The 23,916-nt window shown below is 44.1% G+C and carries 17 protein-coding genes; 4 read left to right on the plus strand and 13 right to left on the minus strand.

What is annotated here, in order from left to right:
* Positions 1–4: 4 nt before the first annotated feature.
* Positions 5–1,276, minus strand: a complete 1,272-nt coding sequence (locus tag F0145_RS06780; protein WP_150087555.1) for a dicarboxylate/amino acid:cation symporter — start codon at positions 1,274–1,276, stop codon at positions 5–7.
* A 124-nt stretch (positions 1,277–1,400) separates the two neighbouring features.
* Positions 1,401–2,711 carry a glucuronyl esterase domain-containing protein gene (locus F0145_RS06785; RefSeq protein WP_150087556.1) on the minus strand — a complete coding sequence of 437 codons (1,311 nt, stop codon included), beginning with the start codon at positions 2,709–2,711 and terminating at the stop codon, positions 1,401–1,403.
* A 183-nt stretch (positions 2,712–2,894) separates the two neighbouring features.
* Here F0145_RS06785 and F0145_RS06790 point away from each other — a divergent pair, with 183 nt between their 5' ends.
* Positions 2,895–3,470 carry a hypothetical protein gene (locus F0145_RS06790; RefSeq protein ID WP_150087557.1) on the plus strand — a complete coding sequence of 192 codons (576 nt, stop codon included), beginning with the start codon at positions 2,895–2,897 and terminating at the stop codon, positions 3,468–3,470.
* A 41-nt stretch (positions 3,471–3,511) separates the two neighbouring features.
* Here the strand turns inward: F0145_RS06790 and F0145_RS06795 are convergent, their stop codons facing one another.
* On the minus strand, positions 3,512–4,084 hold the full coding sequence (locus tag F0145_RS06795; RefSeq protein WP_150087558.1) for an exonuclease domain-containing protein: 573 nt from the start codon (positions 4,082–4,084) through the stop codon (positions 3,512–3,514).
* Positions 4,085–4,301: 217 nt separating this feature from the next.
* Between F0145_RS06795 and F0145_RS06800 the strand changes: the two genes are divergently transcribed.
* The 3 genes from F0145_RS06800 to F0145_RS06810 all read left to right on the plus strand — a co-directional run bounded on the left by F0145_RS06800 (position 4,302) and on the right by F0145_RS06810 (position 5,852).
* Positions 4,302–4,760, plus strand: coding sequence for a hypothetical protein (locus tag F0145_RS06800; RefSeq protein WP_150087559.1), 459 nt, complete (start codon positions 4,302–4,304; stop codon positions 4,758–4,760).
* A 206-nt stretch (positions 4,761–4,966) separates the two neighbouring features.
* A complete protein-coding gene (locus F0145_RS06805) occupies positions 4,967–5,434 on the plus strand; it encodes a hypothetical protein (protein WP_150087560.1) in 468 nt (155 codons plus the stop codon).
* 205 nt (positions 5,435–5,639) lie between these two features.
* Positions 5,640–5,852, plus strand: coding sequence for a hypothetical protein (locus F0145_RS06810; protein WP_150087561.1), 213 nt, complete (start codon positions 5,640–5,642; stop codon positions 5,850–5,852).
* A 65-nt stretch (positions 5,853–5,917) separates the two neighbouring features.
* Here F0145_RS06810 and F0145_RS06815 read toward each other — a convergent pair whose 3' ends face one another.
* The 10 genes from F0145_RS06815 to F0145_RS06860 all read right to left on the minus strand — a co-directional run bounded on the left by F0145_RS06815 (position 5,918) and on the right by F0145_RS06860 (position 23,911).
* Positions 5,918–6,151, minus strand: coding sequence for a hypothetical protein (locus F0145_RS06815; RefSeq protein WP_150087562.1), 234 nt, complete (start codon positions 6,149–6,151; stop codon positions 5,918–5,920).
* Positions 6,152–6,824: 673 nt separating this feature from the next.
* A complete protein-coding gene (locus tag F0145_RS06820) occupies positions 6,825–7,037 on the minus strand; it encodes a hypothetical protein (RefSeq protein ID WP_150087563.1) in 213 nt (70 codons plus the stop codon).
* Positions 7,038–7,916: 879 nt separating this feature from the next.
* Positions 7,917–9,245, minus strand: a complete 1,329-nt coding sequence (locus tag F0145_RS06825) for an ATP-binding protein (protein WP_223815852.1) — start codon at positions 9,243–9,245, stop codon at positions 7,917–7,919.
* A complete protein-coding gene (locus F0145_RS06830; protein WP_150087565.1) occupies positions 9,242–9,757 on the minus strand; it encodes a hypothetical protein in 516 nt (171 codons plus the stop codon). Before F0145_RS06830 ends, F0145_RS06825 begins: the two co-directional genes overlap by 4 nt.
* An 8-nt stretch (positions 9,758–9,765) precedes the next feature.
* A complete protein-coding gene (locus F0145_RS06835; protein WP_150087566.1) occupies positions 9,766–10,392 on the minus strand; it encodes an eCIS core domain-containing protein in 627 nt (208 codons plus the stop codon).
* Between the two features lie 4 nt (positions 10,393–10,396).
* Positions 10,397–11,395 carry a tetratricopeptide repeat protein gene (locus tag F0145_RS06840; RefSeq protein WP_150087567.1) on the minus strand — a complete coding sequence of 333 codons (999 nt, stop codon included), beginning with the start codon at positions 11,393–11,395 and terminating at the stop codon, positions 10,397–10,399.
* A 53-nt stretch (positions 11,396–11,448) separates the two neighbouring features.
* Positions 11,449–15,426 carry an eCIS core domain-containing protein gene (locus tag F0145_RS06845; RefSeq protein WP_223815853.1) on the minus strand — a complete coding sequence of 1,326 codons (3,978 nt, stop codon included), beginning with the start codon at positions 15,424–15,426 and terminating at the stop codon, positions 11,449–11,451.
* A 24-nt stretch (positions 15,427–15,450) separates the two neighbouring features.
* Positions 15,451–16,899, minus strand: coding sequence for a contractile injection system tape measure protein (locus F0145_RS06850; RefSeq protein WP_150087568.1), 1,449 nt, complete (start codon positions 16,897–16,899; stop codon positions 15,451–15,453).
* Positions 16,900–16,909: 10 nt separating this feature from the next.
* On the minus strand, positions 16,910–20,536 hold the full coding sequence (locus F0145_RS06855) for a carboxypeptidase-like regulatory domain-containing protein (RefSeq protein WP_150087569.1): 3,627 nt from the start codon (positions 20,534–20,536) through the stop codon (positions 16,910–16,912).
* Between the two features lie 33 nt (positions 20,537–20,569).
* A complete protein-coding gene (locus tag F0145_RS06860; RefSeq protein ID WP_150087570.1) occupies positions 20,570–23,911 on the minus strand; it encodes a hypothetical protein in 3,342 nt (1,113 codons plus the stop codon).
* Positions 23,912–23,916 lie beyond the last annotated feature (5 nt).

Here is a 23,916-nt window from a genome sequence, read left to right on the forward strand (position 1 = left end):
ATTTTTAAGCCAGTTCTTCTTCCGGCACCAAGTCGCCGCCGGCTAAGGCAATTTCGTGCTGCACCTGGTCAAATTCGCCTTCGCTTTTGGCTACTACAATAGTGGCTACGCCGTTACCAATTAAGTTGGTAATGGCGCGGGCCTCTGACATAAACCTATCTACGCCCAGCAAAAGCGCCATGCCTTCTATGGGCACTACCTTTAAGGCGCCCAGCGTAGAGGCCAATACAATAAAACCGCCACCCGTAACGGCAGCAGCGCCTTTAGAAGTAACCATTAATATTCCAATTATGGCCAGCTCCTGCGAGAAACTTAAATTTACCCCAAAAACCTGCGCCAGAAATATTACCGCCATAGATAAATATATAGTAGTGCCATCGAGGTTAAAAGAATAACCGGTAGGAATAACCAAGCCCACCACCGATTTGGAACATCCAAACCGCTCCAGTTTGCGCATAATCAGGGGCAGCACCGACTCGGAAGACGAAGTACCCAGCACTATTAATATTTCTTCTTTAATAAACTTTAAATATTGCCATAAACTAAAGCCATACAGCCGGGCAATTAAGTTAAGCACCACAAAAATAAACAGGAACATGGTGGCGTATACGCACAACATGAGCTTACCCAGCGGTATAAGTGTAGCCAATCCAAATTTGCCAATGCTGTAAGCCATGCCGCCAAAAGCACCAATAGGTGCCAGTTTCATTACAACGGCCAAAATATTAAAAAACACTTTTGAGAGCTTTTCGAAAGTAGCTATAAGCGAATGCCCGGCTAAATCCATTTTGGCTAAACCTACGCCAAACAACACCGAGAACAATAACACTTGCAAAATATCGCCTTTGGCAAAAGCATCTACCACGTTGGCGGGTACAATGTGGGTAATAAATTCTACCCAGTTTATTTCCTGGGCGCCTTTCTGGTAAGCACGAATATCGCCTTTGGCCAAATTATTAATTGCCAGCCCCACGCCGGGTTTTGTTACGTTGGCAATTACCAAACCTATCACTAACGCAAAGGTAGTTACCACCTCAAAATACAACAGCGCCTTACCGCCTACCCGGCCCACCTTTTTCAGGTTACCCATGCTGCTGATGCCCAGTACAATGGTTAAAAATATTACCGGGGCAATAACCATTTTTATCAGGTTAATAAAAACATCGCCAATGGGCTTAAGTTTGGCTCCGGTTTCGGGGAAAAAGGTACCCACTAATATTCCTAACGTAATAGCAACGAGTACCTGAAAGGTAAGATTTTTGGAAAGGCGTTTCATGTAGTAACTAAATATCTGGCTAGTAACCCGATAACAAACTTAAAGCTGTAAAGTAAATATTGTACTAAGCATAAAGCGTGGCGCTGAAAATATTTAAATATACCGGCACCTACGCAGCACTTATTCAGGATTTGGGTTTAGCTTTCTTTTTAAAATGCTTTTGCGCAAAGGCAATATGTTGCTGCCAATCGTAGGCATTTATGTCGTGCTTGCCATTGCGAATATGGTAGCCAATAGTTTCGCCGACGGGCTTTTCTACGGGCGGCATTTCGGTTACGCCCAAACCTTTTTTCTGGTAGAGCTGGTAAACGGGTTCGGCTTGGAGGGCACTTAAAAATTCGCCCCGCGGGTCAGCCCACTGGTCTTCTAAGGCACTGTTTACATACAAAGGCCGGGGCGCCATTAATGCCAGCAGCATGTGCTGGTCTACGGGCATTTTTTCGGGGGCCTGGTTGTAATTTTTATAAGTTGGGTTAAACCAGTGCGGGAAAGACCGGTTAATTTGGGCAATGGTTTCGCCGTAGTTCCGGCGGGCCAGCGCCGCGCCTCCTTCACCGGAATCATTAGAAATAACCAGGGCAAACCGGTTATCGTTGGCGGCCGCCCACAAAGCCGCTTTGCCAATGCGCGAATGGCCCGTTAAAGCTACTTGCCCGGCGTTAATGCTTTTATCTTTTTCGAGGTAATCCATAATACGGCTCAGGCCCCAGGCCCAGGCCCCAATCGCGCCCCACTCGTCTTCTTTAATTTTTAATTCATCATTCAGCGTAGTCCGGATTCCTGTTTTCCAGCCATCCACATGGTCCGGCTCTAAATCGCCGTAATAAGCAGTAACCAACGCAAAACCTTGTTTCATGAGTTCTTCTACGGGCCAGCGGCTGGCCTGTAAACCCCGCGAGGCTTCGGTAGCTTTGTTGTTAACCACGCCTTTAGGGTTATTATTAACCCAGCGCGTTGGCAGCAAAATTCCTTTATCTGGGTGAATACTTTGGTTGCCGTAAAAATTAAGCCCTACAAAAGCAGGCACCGGCCCTTGTACTTTGTTAGGTATATACAGGAGTACTTCCATGCTGGGTGCATCGGCCGCCGGCGTAAAATAAATAGTAACCTGTTTGCGTGTTGCCAATCCGTTAAGGGCATTTTTATTTTCGTTCCGGATTTTAAAACGCAGCCCGGCCGGCTTGGCTGGCATTTGCCCGTAAACATGCTCTTTAAATAAATTAAGTACATCCGGACGGGCTTGTTGCTCCCATTGCCGGGCCGTAGTTACCGCCGTACCATCCGGCAGCCGAAGCGGATCGGGTAAGGTATACGTACCCACTTTGGCTTCATCGTAATTAACCGTAATGCCCTGCCCCTGGGCCAAATGGATACCGCCGGCAAATGCAAGCAGCCCGGCCAGCAGCAACCCGAAACCTGTATTTTTTATATGCATCTTACTTATTACTCAGGATTATTCTAAGGTTAAATTTGGGATAAGGTAGTTAGTTTTAACCTGGTCTGCAAGAATCCGGGACTAAACCAGGCCCTATATAGCGTAATAAATATTTTTGCGCCCATCTGCAACCATTTACCGGCGCAGGTACTCTTTATTATAAAGCCTTTATTATCTGTAATTATGAACTTAAAATGGTCAGGCGCCTTGCTGGCGTGCCTGCTTTTAACCTTAAATGTATTTGCCCAGGATTCTACCCAAATTGCACCAGAAAAGCCCTTGGCCAATAAGGCATATAAAACCGCTATCGGCCTTCAACTAACCGGTATAGGCACGGCTTTGGCTAACCCTAAAGGTTTAAGCGTAAAACATTTTGTCTCTTCGCGGGCGGCTTTGGAGTTTAACATCACACCGGGCGGACGCAATATTGTAAGCAGCAACCTGGCGGTACTGCGCCACTTTCAAATCTCCGATGCGCCGCAGCTACAGTGGTATGCCGGCGCTGGCGTTAATTTCGAAGTTTACCGGTATCCGCGCAACCCCAATATTCCGGACCCTGGCGCCAGGGTAGTTGCCAATACCACTACCTTAATGGGCGTGCTGGGCGCCGAATACCAGCTACCTAAATTGCCCTTTACGATTTCGGGGGATATAAAAAAAGGATTTTTTGGTTTTACCCACCGGGGCTCGGAAAACCGGTATAATATTATTAATGGCTTACGGCCCAGTATTTCTTTCCGGTATACTTTTACAAAATAGCAGCCAGGTGGTTCTGCTGGCAGGGCGGCTAGCCGGCGGGCTTAATAATGCTGGCGCAAAAGCCGCACCACATCCAGGGCATCGTCCAGGGCATCGTGGCTAACCGTAACATCTTCAAAACCAGCCCGCCTTTTACATTCTTCTAAAGAAGGCAATTTTTGATCTTCTTTAAAATTTATATAATACATGGCCGGGTCCAGAATTTGTTGGCTAATCCGGATATGATCGCGCCAGTTAGGTAAGTTTTTCAGAAAGGCTAAATCAAAAGCAGCAAAGTTTTTACCGGCCGCCAATATCCGCACGTAATCTTTTCCTTCATCGGTTTCGTAACCATTATTCAATAAAAAATCTTTAAACTGCTGGGCCAGTTCGGGCGCTTCGCAAAACTGCGCAGCCCCGGTGGGCTGCACCAGTTCCTGAAAAATGCGCGCATTTAAATTAAAAGCAAAAGCTTGGCCGGTATATTCCGGGTGTTTAACAATGCGTTTAAAGCGTGGTAAATTCTGCAGGTCGGTATTTTTATTGGTGTTTTCTATTATAGCGCCAAATTCAATTATTTGGTGGCGGGCCGGGTTGGTACCGGTGGTTTCGAGGTCGATGGAAACGTAGTGCATGTGCCTTTATACTTAATATTTATTATTTTGGATGTTGTCACCCTTAAAGTTTAAGCTGATTACCAACCCAAATGTCGCCGCCACATTTAAAGCGGTAAGCTATGTTCCTGAATTTTACCGGGCAATATTTAAGAACATCGTTAAAGGCAGGCCCATGAAAATTGGAAATTTATTATTTAATTTATAGATTTTACCTTTCGGTTTAAATATTAGTAAGATGAAGCTTTTAAAAAATAGTTCAGCATTGTTTAACGCTGCAATTTTTTTATTTATAACCGGTTGTGCTACGCCGGGTGCTGTTACGGGCACTACCCAGCCGGCACCGCAAGAGCAGGTAACCACCGAACGTACTACCTTAGAAGGCAAATGGGATTACACCATGAGCAACCCGGAGCAAGCGCCTTTTTCGGGTGTATTAATGGTGCAACGCGGTGGCTCGGCCGGTTATACCGGCTGGATATCGGTGAGCACTATTGATTACGAAGCTCAAACCAAGGTAACCAAAGCCGAAATTCACGGCGAAAAATTTACGTACATCGGCGAAGTGCAAACCCGCGTTGGCTCCTACCCTTTTGAATTAACCGGTATTATTAGAGGCGATAAAATGACCGGTCAGAACAAAGTAAAAACTGAGGATGGCCCCGTTATTTTTAATTTAACTGCTACCCGCAAGTAAGAAATACCAGGCTTATAATCCTTTAAATTTTTACTGCTAATTAACCCGACGTTACGGCTAAGTAATTCAATATTACCAGGCTTTTTAATTCATGCTAAAATAGCTTAGTGGCTTACCGGCGCTTTTTAAACAGGTGGCTACCCTAAATTAATTAATTGATTCATAATATTTTATATAATTAATTACAATCACTTAAAAACACCTTTATGAAAAAACGCTTAATTACTTTTGCGGCGGCTGGTTTGGCTGCTTTTACTTTTACCACGGTATTAGCTAATTCGCAATTAATTGCTACCGGTTTAACCCCACGCACGTTACCGGTTTTGCACGCTTTAAAACTAGTGGCTGAACTGGAAGGAAGATGGGAATTTGTAATGACGCCTCCCGAAAGAGATGCTATTACCGGGGTATTATCGGTGAAGCGCGGCAGTGGACCCGCCGGTTACGCCGGCACCATTCTGATAAACGAACTGCAACAGGAAAAGCCGACCAAAATTACCAAAGCCGAAGTAACCGGCGAAAAATTTGTGTACGCCGGCGAAGTAATCCTGGATTCGGGCACTTATACTTTTGAAATGAGCGGTACCATTAAAGGAAACAAACTGGAAGGTCAGACCAGGGTACAGGAACCGGACGGGGTGGTTATTTATAAGTTAGAAGCTACCCGCAAGTAAAATTTTGCTTTAATAAGTAGTGCAGCCTTGTTGGTAGCCGGAAATTTATAATAATACACCGGTTAATAACAGGGCTGCTTTATTTTGCTTTTGCTCGGGGCCAATATTTAGGCTGCGCAGTTTCTAAGCGGTGTTGCCTTTTGCCCTAAGCTTTCGTAAACAGTTATACAGCTTTTGGTTTAATATTTTCGGGTGAGGCTTAGCTATGAAAGAATTTAAGTTGGTTTATACCGGGTTGCAGCCCCGCAACCATTTGCTACAATGGACAAAACCTTCTATAGCAGGTGGGCTTAATTTTTTAAAACCAAGCGGCCCTCTAAAAAAACAGCCCCCTACAAATTTAACAACAGACGAAGCGGAAGTGAGCAGCCCGGTTTGCTACGCCGGCAAAGAACAATTTAGACCAGGCTTCGAGTAAGGGCTATTAACGGCTTGGTGTAAAGGATTGCTTAAATTAACACAAAGCTTGGTTGCTGGTTAGTTTTAAGAAATATTACCTACCTCCCAGATTATTTCTCCGTTTTGTTCTTTCTTGTAAAATTCAATCTGGTGGGAACTATCACCCAAGCCAGCGTTATCAGCATTACCACTGCGGGTAACCTCTTCCTGGTGTTCCAATTCATCTAACGAAACCGAAATTTTAATGCGGTCATTGGGATGCTCCTTCGGAGGTGGCAATTTTTTCCAGGCAACAATGAGTAATTTGGTCGTATCCATAAGCTAATTTTTCCCCTTTATACGGGAGCTTTGGTTAATTAAACCAATTTGTATTGCTTTTTGCCTGATTTTCAGTTTTTACCTAATGCTTTAGTCAGGGCTGCTATGCGGGAATGTATTTATTATGTTGTCAGGAAATTAAGGTAATTGGCTTTTCAGGTCTACTTTACCCCAATTCAGAACACGCTTGTTATTGTCTGAGACAATGGAATCTGAAAAAGACAATAATACATATACTAAGAAAAGAAGACCAAAAAAAGCCCAGATAATATGAGTAAGCGATCCCATTCTCTCCAGCTTATTGATTAAGCTTTTACCTTTCATTTAAGCAAAAAAATTTAGTAAAATATTAAACAGTACTCTTTATTATACTTATAACGTATAGGATTATAGCTTGGATACTTTTGCTCACCGTTTTTTTTCGGGCATATAAATTAGTATGATTCCTTTATAAGCTAAGTTCTAGTTTAAAATAAATTTATCATAAAACCAAAGCGTTTTTTTGCTAATCCAGCTCTTTGCTTAAACCGCTGTACTAACTTACTCTAAATCAGCAGGCATAAAATTAAAATACCATTTTTGGTTTAGTGGTATTCTCTTGCTCTAAAAACTCTAATACAGGATAGATCCTTAGCATGTTGCAGCGCTTACCTATTGCTTTGGCACTCTATTTTTATTGAGCCCGCTGCTCAATTTTATTTGATAAAGCAGGTAACACATAAAACAACAACGAGTAACCAACTAAAGCTGTTAGCAGGGCTGCTCCATAAAAACTAATCTGCCACCAAAGGTGCGTTTCTAAACCAATAGAAATCCAAATTAGAAGAACCAATAAAAAATGCGGTTCATTATTTCTGTTCAGAATTTGTGTAAATGTTTTAAGCATGAAACCAGTTAAAAGAATATTACGAATGCAAACATATTAAAAACATTATAATTAATAAAATACAAATAGCAATTATATTTAAAAATTACAATATTTTATGAGTTTACTATTCAAAAGAATTTTTCTTAGCTAATATATAAAAAATTAATATTTATAAAGTACAACTCAATAAATGTAAAACTACTGGCACTTTCTTTAAATTCTGGAATATTCTTACGCTACAAGAACTATTTATATACTCAACAATAAGCCATTATCACTAAAATAAAACCATTTACCTTAAATTTATTGCTCAATTTTTAGCTATGAAGTTTCTAAACAACAGCTTCATTTCAAAATAATAACTGAAACAAACCTTAATAAAGTATAAATATCCTTAAAACTGCTAAATACTTACATTTTAAGCAAAATAGCATAATCCTTAACTGTGCATGATAGTTAAGCAACTGCATAGTTAATTTTTAATACAAATATTAACTATGCAAATGGGTGCGATTTTAGCAATTGAAAGAACAACCGATATGGCTTTTATTTTGGAGAAAATAATTAATACCGTAGCCTTAGGTACCCGGAACTCATATATGTTACATTGGGCCTAGCCACGTTAAAAGAACAATATATGGTAACGAAGAAAGTATAGAAACTTTAACCGCTTTAAGTAACTATATAAAAGAGAAGCTTTGGGAATAATACGTAGTATGAAACTTGCACCACAAACTTCAGCAGGATTTGGATTGGGTAAAAGCCGACATACCCTTTAACCAGAAAGAAGAATTTTGTTTATAGGCCTAAGACGATATTTACAATTTAGGTGATTTGTTAAAGCAAAATTGCCATAATGCGGTAATGGCAAGGGGTATTATATTTGAATGCTGTAGGCTAAACCATTTTACCTTCTTTCTCCATTTCTTTTCTAATGGCAATTTCTAAAATATCGTTAGTTATAGCGGTTAGGTTCTGCGTTAAAAATTCGAGGCAAACCCGTTGTACTACGTTAATAATACCCGAACCCGTTAGTTCGTACTTTTGCGCAATATTGGCTAAATCAACTGCATCGGCCAGTTTGGCTTGCTGGGGTAAGGCTTTTTCCCAAAGTATTAGCCGCTCAGCTGCATTTGGTTTTGGAAAGTGTACCACCGAATGAAAACGCCGCAGCATGGCATCGTCTATATTGCTTTTCATGTTAGAAGCCAATATAACGACACCCGGATAACTTTCGATGCGCTGCAGCAGGTACGATACTTCCTGGTTGGCGTAGCGGTCGTGGGCATCGCGCACATTGGTGCGTTTGCCAAACAAAGCATCGGCTTCGTCGAAGAACAAGATCCAGTTTTTATGCTGGGCTTTATCAAATATTCTGGACAGGTTCTTTTCGGTTTCGCCAATATATTTTGAAACAGTCTGGGACAGATCGATCCGGAATACTTCTAATTGGGTATGTTTGCCTAGTAAAGTAGCGGTTAAGGTTTTGCCGGTACCGGGCGGACCGTAAAACAAACTGCGGTAACCCGGTTTAATTTTTTTATGCATGCCCCAGCTATACAACAAAGTATGGTTGTGCTGCAGCCAAATTTGTATATCCCTGATTTGCTGTTGCGTGTAATCGTTCAGTACCAAATCGCTCCACTCTTGTTCGGTAGCAAGGCGTTCGGCGGCAAACGCATTCGAGAACCGGGGCGGCAATACTTTACCCAAGGTAAATAATTCTACGACTTCTTCGTCTAAAAGCAGGCGGCCGCTCATGGTTGGCTCGCCGGCCTTAACCGGCTCTAGTTGCAAAATGCCACTCTGGCTTAGCCAGGCATTATGATGCAATAAGGTTTGTATTGGCAGGCGCTTTTCCAGGTTACTACCGGCCAGCACAAATAGGGCCGTTTCGCCGGTAGGCAATATTCCCCGGTGATTCAAGCCTTTAACCCCACCAAACTCCGGAAAATCACCACCCTCCGGAAAAAACTCCTGAATAAGATGGGAATAAAATGCCGGTTGCAGGTGCGGCACCAAGGCCAGCAAAATAATTATTAATTCTTCATCCGTAGGAATATGGTTTTTAAATATTGCTTTAAATCGTTCTGTATGCAGAATAGCCTGGCTGCTGGCTTTATCGAAAAGAAAATCGCTGGTGGCAGCGCCGGTATAATGGCGCAAGCGATTTTGCACCAGCAAATGCACAAAATCCAGCACGCGTTGGTGTAAATTTACTTTCACGCTTCGGTATAAGGTTGCAAAATTAATTTCATTTCGGCCGGATTACCGGGTTTGGCATCGCGGTAATACATTTGCGTTACTTCCGTGGGAATAGCTTCTTTACGATATACCCAGGTTTTGGTAGTAACCGGTCCTAAATCTTCTACCTCCTCTGTTTCCGAGTTCGGCTCGCCCAAGGCACGCTGCAAATATTCATCTACTTCCTGGCATAAAGTTGTAAAAATTGCCAGTGTCATTTTTGTGGCTTCTTCTGGGTCATACCGGACCAAAGCTTCAATAAAATTTACTTTTTGCTCTTTATCGTAATAATACACCACCTTATATTTATCGCGGTAGCCCCGCTGAAAGTTTAAGGTATAAGCAACAAAGTGCATTATTTTGGTTTCTTTTTCAAACTTCTTACCTTCCAGTTCTTTAACCGCGGCAATGGGCGTGCCCAAAGCAATACCCCGGAATAATGTGCCGCGCTCCGGTTTTATTATTTCTGTAAAGAATTTACCAGGTTTTTTCATTGGTGCTGTTAATATGCTTGTTGCATTACGTGGGTTAGTTCGTGCACCAGCAACTGCCGGCCACTCGAAGCATAAGGTGCATATTGGTGCCGATTGAAATAAATATCATTGCCGTGGGTAAATGCCAATGCGCCCAGTTCTTCGGCCATTTTTACGGCTTCGGCATCGGTATGAATAATTACGCTGGAAAAATCGTACTGCATTTTACTGTTCAGTTCCTGCAAAAGGTCATCGGGCAGGGCAAAGCCGTTGCCTTTACTGGCCAGCAATCTTTGTTCCAGTGCCGGGTTAACTTCGGCGGCGCCGGCAGGGCCCAACTGCCGGATGGTTTCGGAGGAATATTTTACTTTCCGGTGAAGGGTTTTGGATTGGACCTTATCTTGCGGTTCTTTTTCCGGGTCCGGCGCTTTTTGCACCTTTGGCTCTTCTATTTCCTGATCCTTTTTCTGCATCTTCGCTTCTTCTTCCGGCTTTTTCTGTTCGGGCTCGCCGGCCTTTCGTACAGCTTCTTTTTTACGCTGAATGTTGCTGGCTTTAAAAAACGGTTGCGCCTTATTGGTAATGTTATCTTTTGCGCCAAAGAAAGGCTGCTGGTCTTTGGTAGGCGGGTTGGTACGGCGGGAATATACTCTCATAATTTTAAGAATGAACGGTGGTAAAATACATTTGAAGATATTCGGCGGCTTTTTCGCCGTAAACCGGCGGATTTTGTTCGCGCAAATTTAAGAAGCGGCTATACGCCCCCTCATAATCCTTTTGTAAGTGGCAAAGCATGGCTTCGTAATATTGGGCTTTTGGCTCTGCGGGGTTTTGGGCCAGCACACGTTGTAAAAGCTTGCCGGCTTTGCTTAATTCCTCTTCGGCCATATACAATACAGCCAAATCGGTTAGGGTGCTCCCTTCATCCGGATGAAAAACCAATATTCTTTCCAGTTCCCGGATAGCTTGTTGCGGCTGCCCTACACCCCAATAATTTAAAGCTAAATAATAGCGGGCACGTACGTGTTCGGGTTCCAGGCTTAAAGCTTTTTTCAGGTACTTCCGCGATAAAGTATAATCTTGCCGGATTAAGTACACCATACCTAAGTAGGAATAAGCGCTTACGTTTTCCGGATTAAGCACCAACACTTGTTTTAAATAACGCAGGGCCCGCTGGTGTTGGTTAAGTTCTATTAAAGCAATGCCAATTTCCAGAAAATAAGCTGGTTCCTGCGGGTTCAGGAGAGTGGCTTTCTGCCAGGCCTTAATGGCAGCAGCGGCATCGTTTAAGATTAGCAGCAGTTTGGCATAACTATCCCAAGCCGCGGCGTTGCCGGAGTTAATCGCCAGCGCTTGTTCATACTTTTCTTTCGCCGCAGAATATTGCTGCAACCTCAGGAGTGCATTTCCCCAGTTAAGCAGCGCGTGGTCGTTGGCGGAATTTAACTGAATGGCCTTTTCGTAGCAAATTATTGCTTCGCGCCATTTTTCTTCCTGGGCCAATATAAAACCTAAATTATTGTGCGCGGCTCCGTTCTCTGGATCAGCGGCAATGGCTTGTTCGTATTTTTCCTTGGCGGCGGTGGTTTTTCCGTTTAAGAATAATAGCACGCCTTCGTTGTTTAACGATTGAGATACGGGTTTTGCTGCGGTTTCCATTAGGCCTGCGGGGTAGTTTTAAGAAGTTGATTAATATTCCATTTAAATTCTGGTTAGTCTAATTCGCTGGAGAAGCGTTGCAACGCGGTGCCAATATTTAGTTCGGGCCGGCTAATACCAGCGCCGCTGTTAGGCAGTGGCATGCGTTTAACGGGTGTCTTTTTCTTGCCTCCTTTTTTGGTGGCAGATCCGGCAGCACCTGCTTTGTTGGCGGGTACCAGGCTGCGTAAATTTATTCTTTCGGTTTCACCCAGTGTAGGCCGGTAATAAATAAATTCATCTATGAGGCCGTATAAAGTGGGCGCATCAAAGTAAGTTTCGGTTTCCAGGTATTTACCAAAGGCTTCGTATTCTTCAAACTCGTAAGCTTCTATTTCCTTTACAAACTGTTCTTTGGCTTTGGGATCTAAACCCTCCAGGTTCTGTACTTGGTTTAAGATACCAAATCGCTGATCAAAATAGGCAGAATCGATGGAGGAATTAAAAGCGAAAACAATTTTGCTGTAAGGCCCACGGTATATTTGTTTTATGTCTCTTTTAATATTTTGCCGGGCCTCCTCATCTTTTTCTTCTTTAGAAGGCGCGCCATCTTCGTTAACGGCATTGTTAGAAGCTTTAACGTACGTTTCTTCGTTGTTCGCTTTTTTCTCCAGGGGGGCTTTAAAATCTTGTTCTAAATCAGAAGTGGCTATTTTATTGTTTTCCCCAAAATTTAAAGGCAGTTTAATATCTTCGTCAAATAATTTAAATTTTCTTTCTCCTTTTAAAGCTTCTGGTTTCCATTCGTGCGACCAAAGACTTATTTCCCCTAATATTAAATCCAGATATACTTCCAGGCCCAACGACACATCGAAACCTATTTTAGAATATACGTCGAAACTAACGGAAGCCTCGGTTAACTGCAGGCCTTTTTCCGGGGAAAACGCCGCTTTAGCTTTCGCGTTGGCTTTGGCATCAATGGCAGTAATGGTAAGATTAATTTTGCCTGTTCCCCGAATACCGGCTATTAATACCACCAAAGCAGCGGTAGCGCCAATATAAGCTTTAACGCCGGCTCTTAAACCGGTACTCATGCTAATATCGGTAGTTAACGAAAGGTTAGCCAGATTATTCAGGCTTACTTCATGAACTTGAATATTAGTAGATTTATCGAATTTTATGCCGTCAAAATCGTAAAATACATATACGCCACCTACAAGGCCCAGTTTTACAGAAGCAATTCCGCAAGATAATACTGGTATTTCTTTTTTAAACTCCGGAATAATAGCTAATGCTTTGGGGTTGCTTTTGGGGTCAACAATGTATTTATCTTCGGTTAGTTCTAATTTGCCGGCTATGGTAATATCGCCGTCGGGTTTTATTTTTACTTTTATGGTGCCATCTATACCGGCTGCTACCTCCACGCGCAAGGTGCCATCGGCATAAAAATGCAACTCTTTGCCCGGTTCGCCCTCGCCTTTGGTGCCATCTTCTTTTACGGGTTTATTTGTTACGCCCGCGTTTATGTTGCCGTGTATTTTGCCATTTTCGTAAGATATACCGGCATCTAACGTAAAAAGGCCTTTTTTATAAGTAAAATTAACCTGTTCTAATTTCAGGCCTTTTATGTCTATATCGGGTTTAGCTTTGCCCACAATGGCTAAATCCCAGCCTTCGTCGGTTTTATCAATGGTAACTTCCCCGCTGGCTTCATTTAACCTCGGAATTTTAGAAAAATCGGCGGTGCCTACAATCGTAAAGTCTCCTTTTGTATTGGCGCTTACGGTAATCCCAACTTTATCAATAATGGGGGTGGACAATTTAGCTTCGCCGGAACCGGTAAAAATGCCGGTAACCTGGTCGTAAGAAAATGCAACTGCCAGGGTTTTAACGCCGGGTATTTTGGTTTTGCCCAGCTTGGCTGCTCCGCTAACAAACCAGTTTCCGGCTTCGTACCCGACTTTAACGGTACCATCTAATAATTTTTTATCGAAAATAAATTCACCGTTAATCGCAAATTTCTTGTCGGCTCCAATTTTACCATTAATGTGGCCGGCACCCACGTTTTCAATTTCGAAATTAAGTTCGCCGGCAATATTAGATTTACCAATGTCTCTTGTGGCTAAAGAAATGGTTAAGCTGCTGTTGGTAATATTAAAAGGTTTGGGTAAGGTAATTTCTTCCGTAGAAAAAGTTTTCTGAATAAATACATCGTTTCCCGAGACCAACAAATCAATGGTAACGGGGCTGCCATCTTTTCTTTTAAGAAATGGTAAATCAGGAACGTTAATCCGGCCCCTGGCTACCAACCCTTTTCCTTCTTCAAAAGCCGCATCAAGGAATTCTACCGGGCTAAACAACGAAATACTGGTTGCGCCCAAACTTTTTAAAAGCGGTCCGCCTTGGGGTATAGAAGCGGCCATGGGTATGCCGGCCATAGGCTTTAACGGAAATGGGTCCGTGGCCGATTTAATCATTTTATGATTTTCGAAGAGCGTAATGCCAATGGTACCTTCCTGCCCATTCTGGTAAGTTATGCTACGCAGCACCGCATTTTCGCCCAGTTTAATATTTCCTTTCCAGGATGGTTGATCCGGATTCCAGGGTTTAAACGTGTAGGCGCGGCCTCCTACTGGGTTGGGGAATAAGAGTAACTGGTCGGTGCGGCCAAAGCCTATTGCCTGTATTTCTTTATCGGTAAGCGGCACCAAACCGTCGAGCGGTTTTAAATCATTTCTTATATCGTCGCGGGTATAAAATTTTGTTGCATCGCCGGCAACGGTCATGGTGGGTTTGTAGCTGCTTATTTCTATGGTAAAAGTTTTGCGGCTGGTTTTCTTTTTCCAGATTTTATCGTCCTCGGGGCCGGTGGCTTCCTGCACCAGGTCATCTATCCGGTCGTGCAGGTATTTATCTAACTTTGAGCCGGAACTGCGGTTTGCGCTCGCTTGCCAAAGCCACAGGTTTTCATAATCGGGCGGGCCACCCAATTGCATTTCGTGCTGGTGATCTACGTCAAACAGTTCGGTTTTGCCACTTTCGAGCCAGTAAGGCCTTATAATGCGTTGTTTAATATTGGCAATGGTGCCAATTATATAACTGGCCTGGTCGCCGGTTCTGTTTTTCAGACGCAAGCCGTAAGCCGGTTCGCCGGGTTGGTTTTTAACCAGGGGCGGCGCATTTTTTGCTTTTAGCTTGGCTTCAATTTTTTTATCTACCGCATCATCTTTTAAAATATTGTCGCTCCAAACCTGAATCTGGTTGTCGGCGCGGGTAGCCGGAAATTTAAAGGTTACCGGCTTAAAGAAGGTTTGTTTCTGTTTGGGTACCGAAAAATTCTTAAATATTAGTTTATAAACGGCCGGGCTCACTCTTTCCACGGTACCATCTTTCTTCTTGTTCGTAAAAGTGGTGGTTTGTTCGTTTTCTTCGCCGGCTTTCTGCACCAGTTTAGGTTTCACGCTGCCGCCCTGCTGCACCGTATGGGTTAGTTCGTGGGCCAACAGGCGTTTGCCTTCGTGGGTTTCGGGTGCATATTTGCCGGCATTAAAGTAAATATCGTTGCCGTGGGTAAAGGCCTGGGCGCTTAAATCTTTATTCATTTGCACAGCATCGGCGTTGGTATGCGTCCGGACGTTGCCGAAATCGGTACCAAAACCAGCTTCCATTTCTTCGCGGGTTTTACCGGGTAAAGCATCGCCACCGCCTTTGGTACTAATAATTTGATTTTCGAGCGTGGAATTTACGGCGGAAGCAGCGGTTGCATCTTCGCTTTGGCGGCGTATAATGGGCGTGATGCTATTCGCCAGCGGTTTGGTTTGCAGCTTACCTTGTTCTTGCTTTTCGGCGGGCGAGGCACTTGCCTGCCGCATAATTTTGTCGGCCATGGCATCGGCTTCCTGCTCGTAGGCATCGCCGGGTACGCCTACTTCAATTTTGGCCTGAATGCCCGAAGCGGCAAAAAAGCTATCTTCCCCGCGTTTGCCAAAAAATGCTGAGTCACTGCGCTGAATCAGGGCAGAAGTAGCAGATTTTTCGGCGGCGCTTTTCACAACTATAGCTAATTAAAATATTCCTTAACTGTATTCTACCCACAGTATATTTTCCATCCAGGGAAGTTTTACCAGGGAATAATTCCAGGGCAAATGCTCCAGCAGCATGTCGTAACCTTTTTGCTCAATCTGTAACAGCCAATCCCCATCCGCTTTTTGGCTGAGCTTGCCGGAACGCTGCAGAAAACTTTCCTGTAGGCCCGCCGGCGATGTATTCTTAAGCGCACTCCAATATTGAATTATTGTTTTCAGTAATTGCGGCGCTTCGGTTTGCATAACTTCGGTGAGTTCTATTGCCAGGGGTATTCCTACGGTTAGTGGTAACCCGCATAGTATTTTATTCAGCGCAAGTTCGTATTCGGGCGTTTGGATGCAGTTGGTTACTAAATATTGCAGGGCGTGCACGGCTTCGGTGGGTTTCAATATTTTGTCTGCTTCGGCTAAACCACAAGCCTGCAAGTATGCGGGTAAAAAAGGCGCCAATAAAATTAGCCCGGCGTTAGCTACATACAAGCCCAGCGGCTCTTCGGTATTCAGGTTATCTGCCTTGGGAACAAACGGCTTAAGGCTATTTTCCATAGTATCCGGTGAATCTTTTTTTTGCTTTAATATTTTGTTTTTCCCGGGAACAGATTGGTTGAATGCAGCCTTAATAGCCGGAGAAAAATACCACGCCGGATTAGCAACCTGGTACATCCGAATAAACTCCTGTAAAAATTCTTCAGTTAAAACACCTGGGTTGGCAGTAAACAAGGCTAATAAAAATTGGTCTGGTAAACGGTGAGGAGCAATATTTTCTGCAATAATTCTTCGGGTAAAATACACCTGTGCCTGGTGCCAGGCGGCTTGTAATTGGCTGGTGTTTAACGGCAACCCTGTACCAGCTTCGAACCAAACTTTTTTTATTTTTTCTATAACCGAAGTAATCTGCGTTGGTATAAAAAGCGCCAGTATAGCATTGGTTAATTCAACACTAAATTGGTTGAATAATCTTTCTACGGTGGTGGCCTTTATCAACTCATTTTTTAGCTGGGCTTTTAAGGTTTCGGGAGATAAAACCGCTAATGCGTTCATTATGCTTTTCTCCAGATCTTCCGGTTCTTTAAATATTGCCCACCAGGGCAGGTAACCTTGTTGTAAGAAATAAAGGAAAGCTTTAAAATCACGTTCGTGGCCGGTAAATACAGGTTTTTCCAGAACACTTGTTTTATGCAGTTGCAATTCGGCTTCCAGTGCTTTTATTACCTCGGCGGTAAATTGTTGCTCGAAAAGCTGCTCGTGGCGCAAGTGAATGGTTATAGCCAATCGATCTACTTGCAGCACCTGCCCTGCCCTAACTGAACCATCGAATAATTGATTTAGAGCCGGCGTTAATTGGTCGTGTACCAGATTACTTACCCGCTGGTGCCATTTAAACACCTCGGTTTCATCCGAAATCTCCAACTCTACTATTTGTTTTTGGATCACGTGCATGGGGGAATATTTAAGCGTTGGTAATAAATTCAGTATCAACCCCAAAGCAATTGTCCTTTAACCCCAGGACCCAGACTGAGTCTTCTTCTAAAGAAGCAAAGCCATTATACTCGCCGGAGAAACTTTGGGATATAAAAGGCCCGCCATTTTCGAACATCCATAAACCCGGCTGCAGGCCATCTTCGTTTAGCAAATTATACTTAACCTGATTCTCGTTCATATCCACAAAAATGGTAATGGCATCTGGTTTAATTATTTCGTCACAAACCGGCTTAGTTATATTTTTACACTTATCCATTAAAATACAACCTACTTTTCGGCCGGTAACGGTCTGGTTAAATTCCTGGTCAGTTAGGGTCCAGCCGTCCTGGTTATAATGGGCTATTACCGGAAACTGATTATCGCCAAACAGTAGCCTTACCTCTACGCGCATTTCAAAGGTGTGGCAGGTATAGTGCTCAAAGGCAAGCATCCGTAACTTAGGATCGTAGGTTATCATAAATATATCTGCTCCCATTTGCTGGGCTACCAGGCTAGTTAGTTCGGCCACGAATTTGGTAAACCGTTCGTCGAACGTCTGGTTATCCAGTTCTCCCACGGTGGCCTCGTAAAGCTCCCTGAAATCTATGGTAAATTCCTTGTTGTTTTCCAGATCTTTAATGAGCAATATTGTTTCCTTTATTTCCCGGGTTCTTATCCGGCGTTCCCGCGATGGTTTGGGCACCCACAATGGGTAAAGGCATTTTTCAGCTTTGCCGGCACAAGGTAAATCGCAGGGCTCGGCGGGCTGGCAATCGTGCGGATTAATGGTAACGGTTACCTGCTGGCTGGCATCATCTGTCACCACCAAAGCATCGCCCTGATTCGTTGGCAGCGTTACGGCATGGGTTTTACCATCGGCGCCATTTACCGGTTGGCCATTAACCGAGTAGGGCGGCGTTCCGCCCGAAATAGTTAATATTACGGTAAAGTTCTTTTTCTCTTCGTCACATTCCGGTTCTCCTGGCTTTACCCGTAAAGGTTCCGGCTCATCTGGTTTCGGTTCGGGTATATTAATTTGGATGGGCAAACAGTCGGAGCAGCAAAGATAGGGCAGGTAAAAATCGGCAATAACAATTCCGTTCGGTAGCCGGTTTTGCCCATTTGTTGCGGGAAGTTCTTCGCCTACTATAATAGTAAGCGTATCCGTTGCTTCCTTAACTGTTACTTCCTGCGACGGTATGCCCACAAAAGCCACTACCAAGGTAACCGGCAATTGCGTAACAATTAACCGAAAACGGCCATCTACTTGCGTTATGGTGCCTTGCGTGGTATTCCGGACCAATATATTTACCCCGGGTACCGGCGCGCCGCTGTTATCTACCACCCGACCGGCAATAATAAATCTACCTTTTTGGGGTGGCGTTGGCGTATCTTCTTCGCCGGCGTACACCAGTAAAAAAGTACCGCCTACGGGCACCCCGGATTTATGGTTAATTCCCGGATTTTTCCGGTTATAATTACCCCAAAGCAGTTGTTGCTGCAAGGCCTCGCGGCGTTTGCGGCAAGTTTCTGCTAAGGCTTCAAATGCTTCGGCTTTACAGGCATGAATAATAAAATCCAGGTGATCGATCAAATCTTCGACCAGCCAGGCATTACTTAATTCATCGGAATTTTGCTGCGGCAATAATAATTTTAGTTCTGCCAAGCGCAAGGCAGCATACTCGCTTAAATCGGTGTGCTTGGCCCGGAACAGTTCAATATTAAAATTTACCAGATCCTTTGCTTCGGTAAGTAAATCGCCGAGTTCTATTATTTTATGAATGAGCAGTAAAAAATCTTTTGTGTTCTGATCTGCGGCCAGGCGTTGCCACCTATTGAAGAGTTTAAATAAGTCGGTTTTTTCAAAAGCATTTTCGTAGAGAAATCCCCAGGTATTTTCGAGGTAGGTATAACCCGGATCGCAGTGCCGCAGAAAATCTACTTTGGTGGGTAAACGCTGGCCGGTTTTACCGCGGCTGAGGGGGATGTCGTAAAAATACCGCGCTTCCTGACACAGTAAACAAATTAATTCTTCTTTTAAACTGGCAAACAACGCTTCTAAATCCTGGAAATAGCATTGGTGGGTATGCCAATCAAGAATATTCGTAAAGTTGCGGCCGGTTTTCAGCACCACAATATCAAAAGGCAAACGGTTTTGGGAGCGCAGGGCAGCTAGCCGCCAGAGGGCATAAAACCAATGCAGCCCAATGTGGCCTTCTATCCTAAAAAAATTATAAGGTTCCAAATCGTACGTCAGCGGTTTTAACACAAAATCTTCTACCGGCGCAGGATACAAATCGGCGTGGTACGTAAGGTTGGTTTTGGCTTTATTTTCCTGGCTTTTAGCGTAATTCCAAAGCTGATAAAGCGGCGGCGCCCCATTTGTTATTTGGTAATAAAACGGAATGGCCTTTTGCGACAAAGGCACCGGACCTAAACTGCTCGGCGTAATCCGGATGGCATTAAAATCGAATAATGTTTTAGGGTGCGGTATGGCAAATGCCTCTATCAGCCGGATAATGCGCTCGAAAAGCTGCTGAATCTGGTTAGCTACTGCTTTCTGGCTACCGAATAAGGGCGAAGGCAGAAAATAATGCCGGTACTGGCTGGTTACCTGGGTAGTATCTTCGGTGGCTTTGCCCAGCAGCAGGTGCCGGGGAAACAAACCCGGCGGTGGGCAGCAAATACTAATAGCATATAAACCAACGGTTCTTAATTCATTGTAAGCTTCAATTAAATCCGAAATAAAATCATAATAATATTGGTATTCCAGCGGGTTGCTTAGGGTTAACTGGTCGGACTGGTAAGTAAACGTGCTACCAAAATTTTGCAGAACGGTATCGGGCAAGGAGCCTAAAAGCGGTTTATAAATGGTATAGGCCTGCATTAACTCGTCGCGAAAAGTTTCGATGCTTTGTTTAGTCAGTATTTTCCGGTAAGCATCAAATAAATCGTTGGTTGTTAATAAGGGCGGTGTCTGGCGTGGCACATCGAACCGTTTTAGCCTAATTTCTTTTAGTAAGGCTTTAGCTTGTGTGAGTTGGTTCAGGTCGGTTGCATCATCGGTATTATCTAACAAATCAGCCCGCAGATTATCGGCATCGGTAAGGCTGATTAATAAATACCGGAAAGTAACTGTTACTTCCACGCCGCGGTCGTCGCAGGAGTTAGGCGAACAATTTTTTAGGTTTTCTTCTTTTAACTCTACAAATATGAGTACAACTTTATCGGCCCAGAAAGTGGCATCTAAAGCCTGCGTTCCGCCGGCGGGCAACATTTCCCAGAGCGGATATTTATTTTTTTGGGTAGCACTGTCGTATAAAGGCGGATATATTACTTTTTGGGGCACCTCATACACCTGGTAATGGGTAAGCGCCACCGTATCTGCGGCCACCAAATATCCTTCTGATGTAACGCCGCAACCCTGCGTAAACGTTATGGTATTAATACTGGCATCGGGTATAACATCCAGGCCGCACACAATGCCTATCCCAATTAAGTTGGTGCGGGTCAGCCGGTTTTGCTCATCTAGATAGCCGAAGAGCTCGTTTAAATGATCTTTTTTGAGTACCTGGTTGGCTACGAACTGCGGGTAAGAATCAAACGTCGGTTCCATATTTTCAGGTTTAAAGGGTAAACAGCCAAAGGGTTAGCCAATTATAGTTGCATCCAGGCGCACCGGATTATCGTCGTTATCATCTTCGCAGTCGTGGAGGGTAGCCGGCGGATAAATACTTTTTAACTGGCCCAACACCGCTACCAACGCAGCGTGGGTTTGCAGCACCGCTAATTTATTTAGGTAATATTCCAGCAACAGGGCTTTCAGGTCGGTTTTAAAGGCAGCGGTAAGGGCAAATCCGCAGGCAAAAGGTTCAGGTTGAATATGGATGTTATAAATTGTTTCGAGTTGCTGTTGCCAATCGGCAGGCAGCAATTCGGTCCGGTAATTTTCTTCCTGACTTATCCAGGTGCGGAGTGCTTCGCCGTACGCCGCTAATATTTGGCACGTGCAAGCACAAACCATGGCAGTAGTTAGGGTTGTGCCTGCCAATTGCAAGTGGGCGGTTAATAAACTTTCTACTTGCTGGGCCAGGGGCGATTCCGGGGTGGTTAAATTATTTAATTCCGTTAGCCAGGCGCACCAGGCTTTCCAGAAAATATTAAACTGAAAACAATTTTCTTTATTTTTAAAATAACCGGTAAGCGTAGCTTTTAACCCATCCTGGTAAGTAGCATTCAGTTCGGTTGCCAGCTCATCGGGAAGAACTAATGGCAAAATATTAACTGTAAACAATAATTCTAAATCACTATCTGACAGAGCGTTGAAACCGTTCCGCACAAATTCCTGCCGGAAAGCATCGTTATAAACAGTTAATATTTGTTCAGCAAAACGGCAGATTGGCAGCGCTAATGCTTCGGCCTTGGTTGGGTCAGTTAAGGCTCCGGTTAAAGTAGCCGTTAATTGACAAAGAATAGCGGTATCGCCTTCGCCGCGGCACACTTCATTGCCAACCCAGCAAATTTTGGGCAGCAAATGGGCCGGCATTTCTAACCGGATAAGGCGTTCAGCAAAACGGCGATAATCCAGGTTCTGAAATAAATTTAGCCAGCCCGGTAACACCACGGTAACCCGGAACGAATAAGGGTCTTCTTCGCCGCAGGTTGCGCAATCCGGATTGAGGCAAACGGGTAACAAGGCTTGCCCGTAAAATTGGGCGCGCAGTAATAAATGCTCTACCAGAAATAATTGGGTATCGGGAGGTAAGCCTAAAAGCCGGAGCAGTTTTTTTTGTAAACCCGCAATATTTGTACTGCTGCAAACAGGGGGTTTATCTCGGTAATTAAAAGCCTTGGCCCGGTTGGCACTTAGTTCGGGGTAATCTTGCAGGAAAAGAATTTTATCCTGCAATAATTTAGTACCTATATTTTTTTCTAAGCTTAATAATTGCGGGTTGCTGGTATTAAGCTTTACCTGGTACAACATGAGGGCGTAATCGGTGAACTGTTCGCCAAAACGGGCCAGCAAATGGTCCAGAAATTGGTTGCGCCGCTTTATGCCGGCTTCTTCTGTTTCGGCTAACTGGGCCACTATGGTAGCGGAAAGTCCGTTGTAAATACCATTAGTTCCTTCCAAGCCTTTAATTACCTGCTCCTCTAAAAACTGGGTATAATAGCTTTGTTTTACGCCTGGGTCGAGCTTAAATAATTGACTTACGTTGGCTAATTGGGCCAGAAAATCGGCGAGTAATTGTTCATAAAAAAACAAATAAGTTTTAAGTTGTTTGGCCTGGGCCTGGCGCAAAGCGGTGGCCTCTTCGGGTAAGCCTTCGAAACCAATGCCGTAGTTTAGCGGAAAGGAATATTGAACCGGAAAATAATCTTTTAAATCCCGGATGGTACCGGTAGGAACGGGCAAGTCTTGCGGACCAGCTACCTGGTTTAACTGGGCGCCCCGCAATTGCTGTAACGTTGCCCAAACTTCCTGCGGATTGGCGGCTAAAAAAGGCAAATCGTTTTTAAAGAACAATATTTTAGATTGCTCCAGGTACAAGCGCGGTTGGTGCTGCACGGTTATTTCTAAAGTCCAGGGTTGGCTGGGCATTATGGCCCGCCCCTGTGCATCGTATTTGGTAAGCACCAAATTGCGGATCGCAATTATTCCCTCAATTTCGGTTAAAACGTTAATAATATCTGATACATAAATATAGCGGCGCAGTTGCGCTGCTTCCAGTTCATCGGTTTTTAAGAAACCGTGCGCCAAGGCAGGACCATTAAATATTTCTTCGGTAGGTACTTGTTGGGCTTGTAATTCCGGCAGGGAATAAAATCGGAGCGGCGGGTTAAAGTAGGTTTCTATTTGGTAATAAATCTGCGCGAGCACTTTTTCAATATCGGCATCCGGGCTGAGTTCTACATCGGCGCAAACCGCAATATCTTCTACGGCAACGGTAGTTACGTGGCAATAATCTTCGGCCAGGTTCCGGTGCTCGTGCAATATTTGTTTAGCCTCATTTATTAATGCCTGCACCTGCTTTATTTTAGCATGATAACTTGGTATAAGGCCATCGGCGGTACTGTTGGTAAAAGCATCTATAAAATCCTGAACAGCAATTTGGGTGCGGGAATCGCTGCCTTCTAAAAACACGGTAAAAGGCACGTTATTCAGCAATATTTTTTCTTCGGCAAGCGGCTGGGCAGCATCCGGCAGAAAGGTAATTTCCAGCGATACTACCAAGGGGTTGCGCAACGCCCGGGGGGTAATCAGGGTACCGGTTAGGTTGGTACTGGGTTCGTCTATTTTGGCAATATTGGTTACTACCACGCCATTGGCTTTTAGCTGGATGGTGGGCAACAAAAATTTATAATACTTTTCGTAGTCTTTTTCGATTTCGGGCCAGGCCGGAAACCGGACCTCCAGTAACATGGCGGTAAACTGGTTATTTGGGCCGAGCACTACCGACACCCGTTGTTTAATTTTGCCGTTGTTAAAATCGCCCAGCGCCGCATCGGCCTGCATTTCCAGCATTACCTCGTACAAGCCGCGCGGAATAACCGGGTTTTCGTTTTTTAAATATACCAATTGCCCGGCCGCGCAATCGGCGTAGATTGTGAGTTCGCAGGCACACGTTTTGCACAGCAGCCAGGCATTCCGTACACCTTCCAGATCAATTAATAATTTGCGGTAATCGTTAACGGTAACTGGGTGGCAAGTTAAAATCTGACGGGCCGTGAAAAATCCCTGGTCTTGGCCACCAGTTTGCAGCGACTCGGCCAGTAAATCTTTTATATCAAAACCAATCCGGTAACCAATATCCGTAATCGCGTAGCACAGTAATTCCAGTATGGTAATGCCCGGATCGTGGGTATTATAGTCAGTCCAGTATTTACTACCCAATTGCTCAATATACGCCAGCCCTTGTTGTCGCAGAAAGTAGTAATCCTGGGCAGGTAACAAATGCGGGTTTTTATCGATGGGTTGTATAATATTCATGGCCA

The sequence above is a fragment of the Adhaeribacter rhizoryzae genome, assembly GCF_008629685.1.
Classification (GTDB): Bacteria; Bacteroidota; Bacteroidia; order Cytophagales; family Hymenobacteraceae; genus Adhaeribacter; species Adhaeribacter rhizoryzae.

Coding starts and splice junctions, on each gene's coding strand:
- F0145_RS06780 (WP_150087555.1), bottom strand. CDS start 1,276: ATGAAACGCCTTTCCAAAAATCTTACCTTTCAGGTACTCGTTGCTATT.
- F0145_RS06785 (WP_150087556.1), bottom strand. CDS start 2,711: ATGCATATAAAAAATACAGGTTTCGGGTTGCTGCTGGCCGGGCTGCTT.
- F0145_RS06790 (WP_150087557.1), top strand. CDS start 2,895: ATGAACTTAAAATGGTCAGGCGCCTTGCTGGCGTGCCTGCTTTTAACC.
- F0145_RS06795 (WP_150087558.1), bottom strand. CDS start 4,084: ATGCACTACGTTTCCATCGACCTCGAAACCACCGGTACCAACCCGGCC.
- F0145_RS06800 (WP_150087559.1), top strand. CDS start 4,302: ATGAAGCTTTTAAAAAATAGTTCAGCATTGTTTAACGCTGCAATTTTT.
- F0145_RS06805 (WP_150087560.1), top strand. CDS start 4,967: ATGAAAAAACGCTTAATTACTTTTGCGGCGGCTGGTTTGGCTGCTTTT.
- F0145_RS06810 (WP_150087561.1), top strand. CDS start 5,640: ATGAAAGAATTTAAGTTGGTTTATACCGGGTTGCAGCCCCGCAACCAT.
- F0145_RS06815 (WP_150087562.1), bottom strand. CDS start 6,151: ATGGATACGACCAAATTACTCATTGTTGCCTGGAAAAAATTGCCACCT.
- F0145_RS06820 (WP_150087563.1), bottom strand. CDS start 7,037: ATGCTTAAAACATTTACACAAATTCTGAACAGAAATAATGAACCGCAT.
- F0145_RS06830 (WP_150087565.1), bottom strand. CDS start 9,757: ATGAAAAAACCTGGTAAATTCTTTACAGAAATAATAAAACCGGAGCGC.
- F0145_RS06835 (WP_150087566.1), bottom strand. CDS start 10,392: ATGAGAGTATATTCCCGCCGTACCAACCCGCCTACCAAAGACCAGCAG.
- F0145_RS06840 (WP_150087567.1), bottom strand. CDS start 11,395: ATGGAAACCGCAGCAAAACCCGTATCTCAATCGTTAAACAACGAAGGC.
- F0145_RS06850 (WP_150087568.1), bottom strand. CDS start 16,899: ATGCACGTGATCCAAAAACAAATAGTAGAGTTGGAGATTTCGGATGAA.
- F0145_RS06855 (WP_150087569.1), bottom strand. CDS start 20,536: ATGGAACCGACGTTTGATTCTTACCCGCAGTTCGTAGCCAACCAGGTA.
- F0145_RS06860 (WP_150087570.1), bottom strand. CDS start 23,911: ATGAATATTATACAACCCATCGATAAAAACCCGCATTTGTTACCTGCC.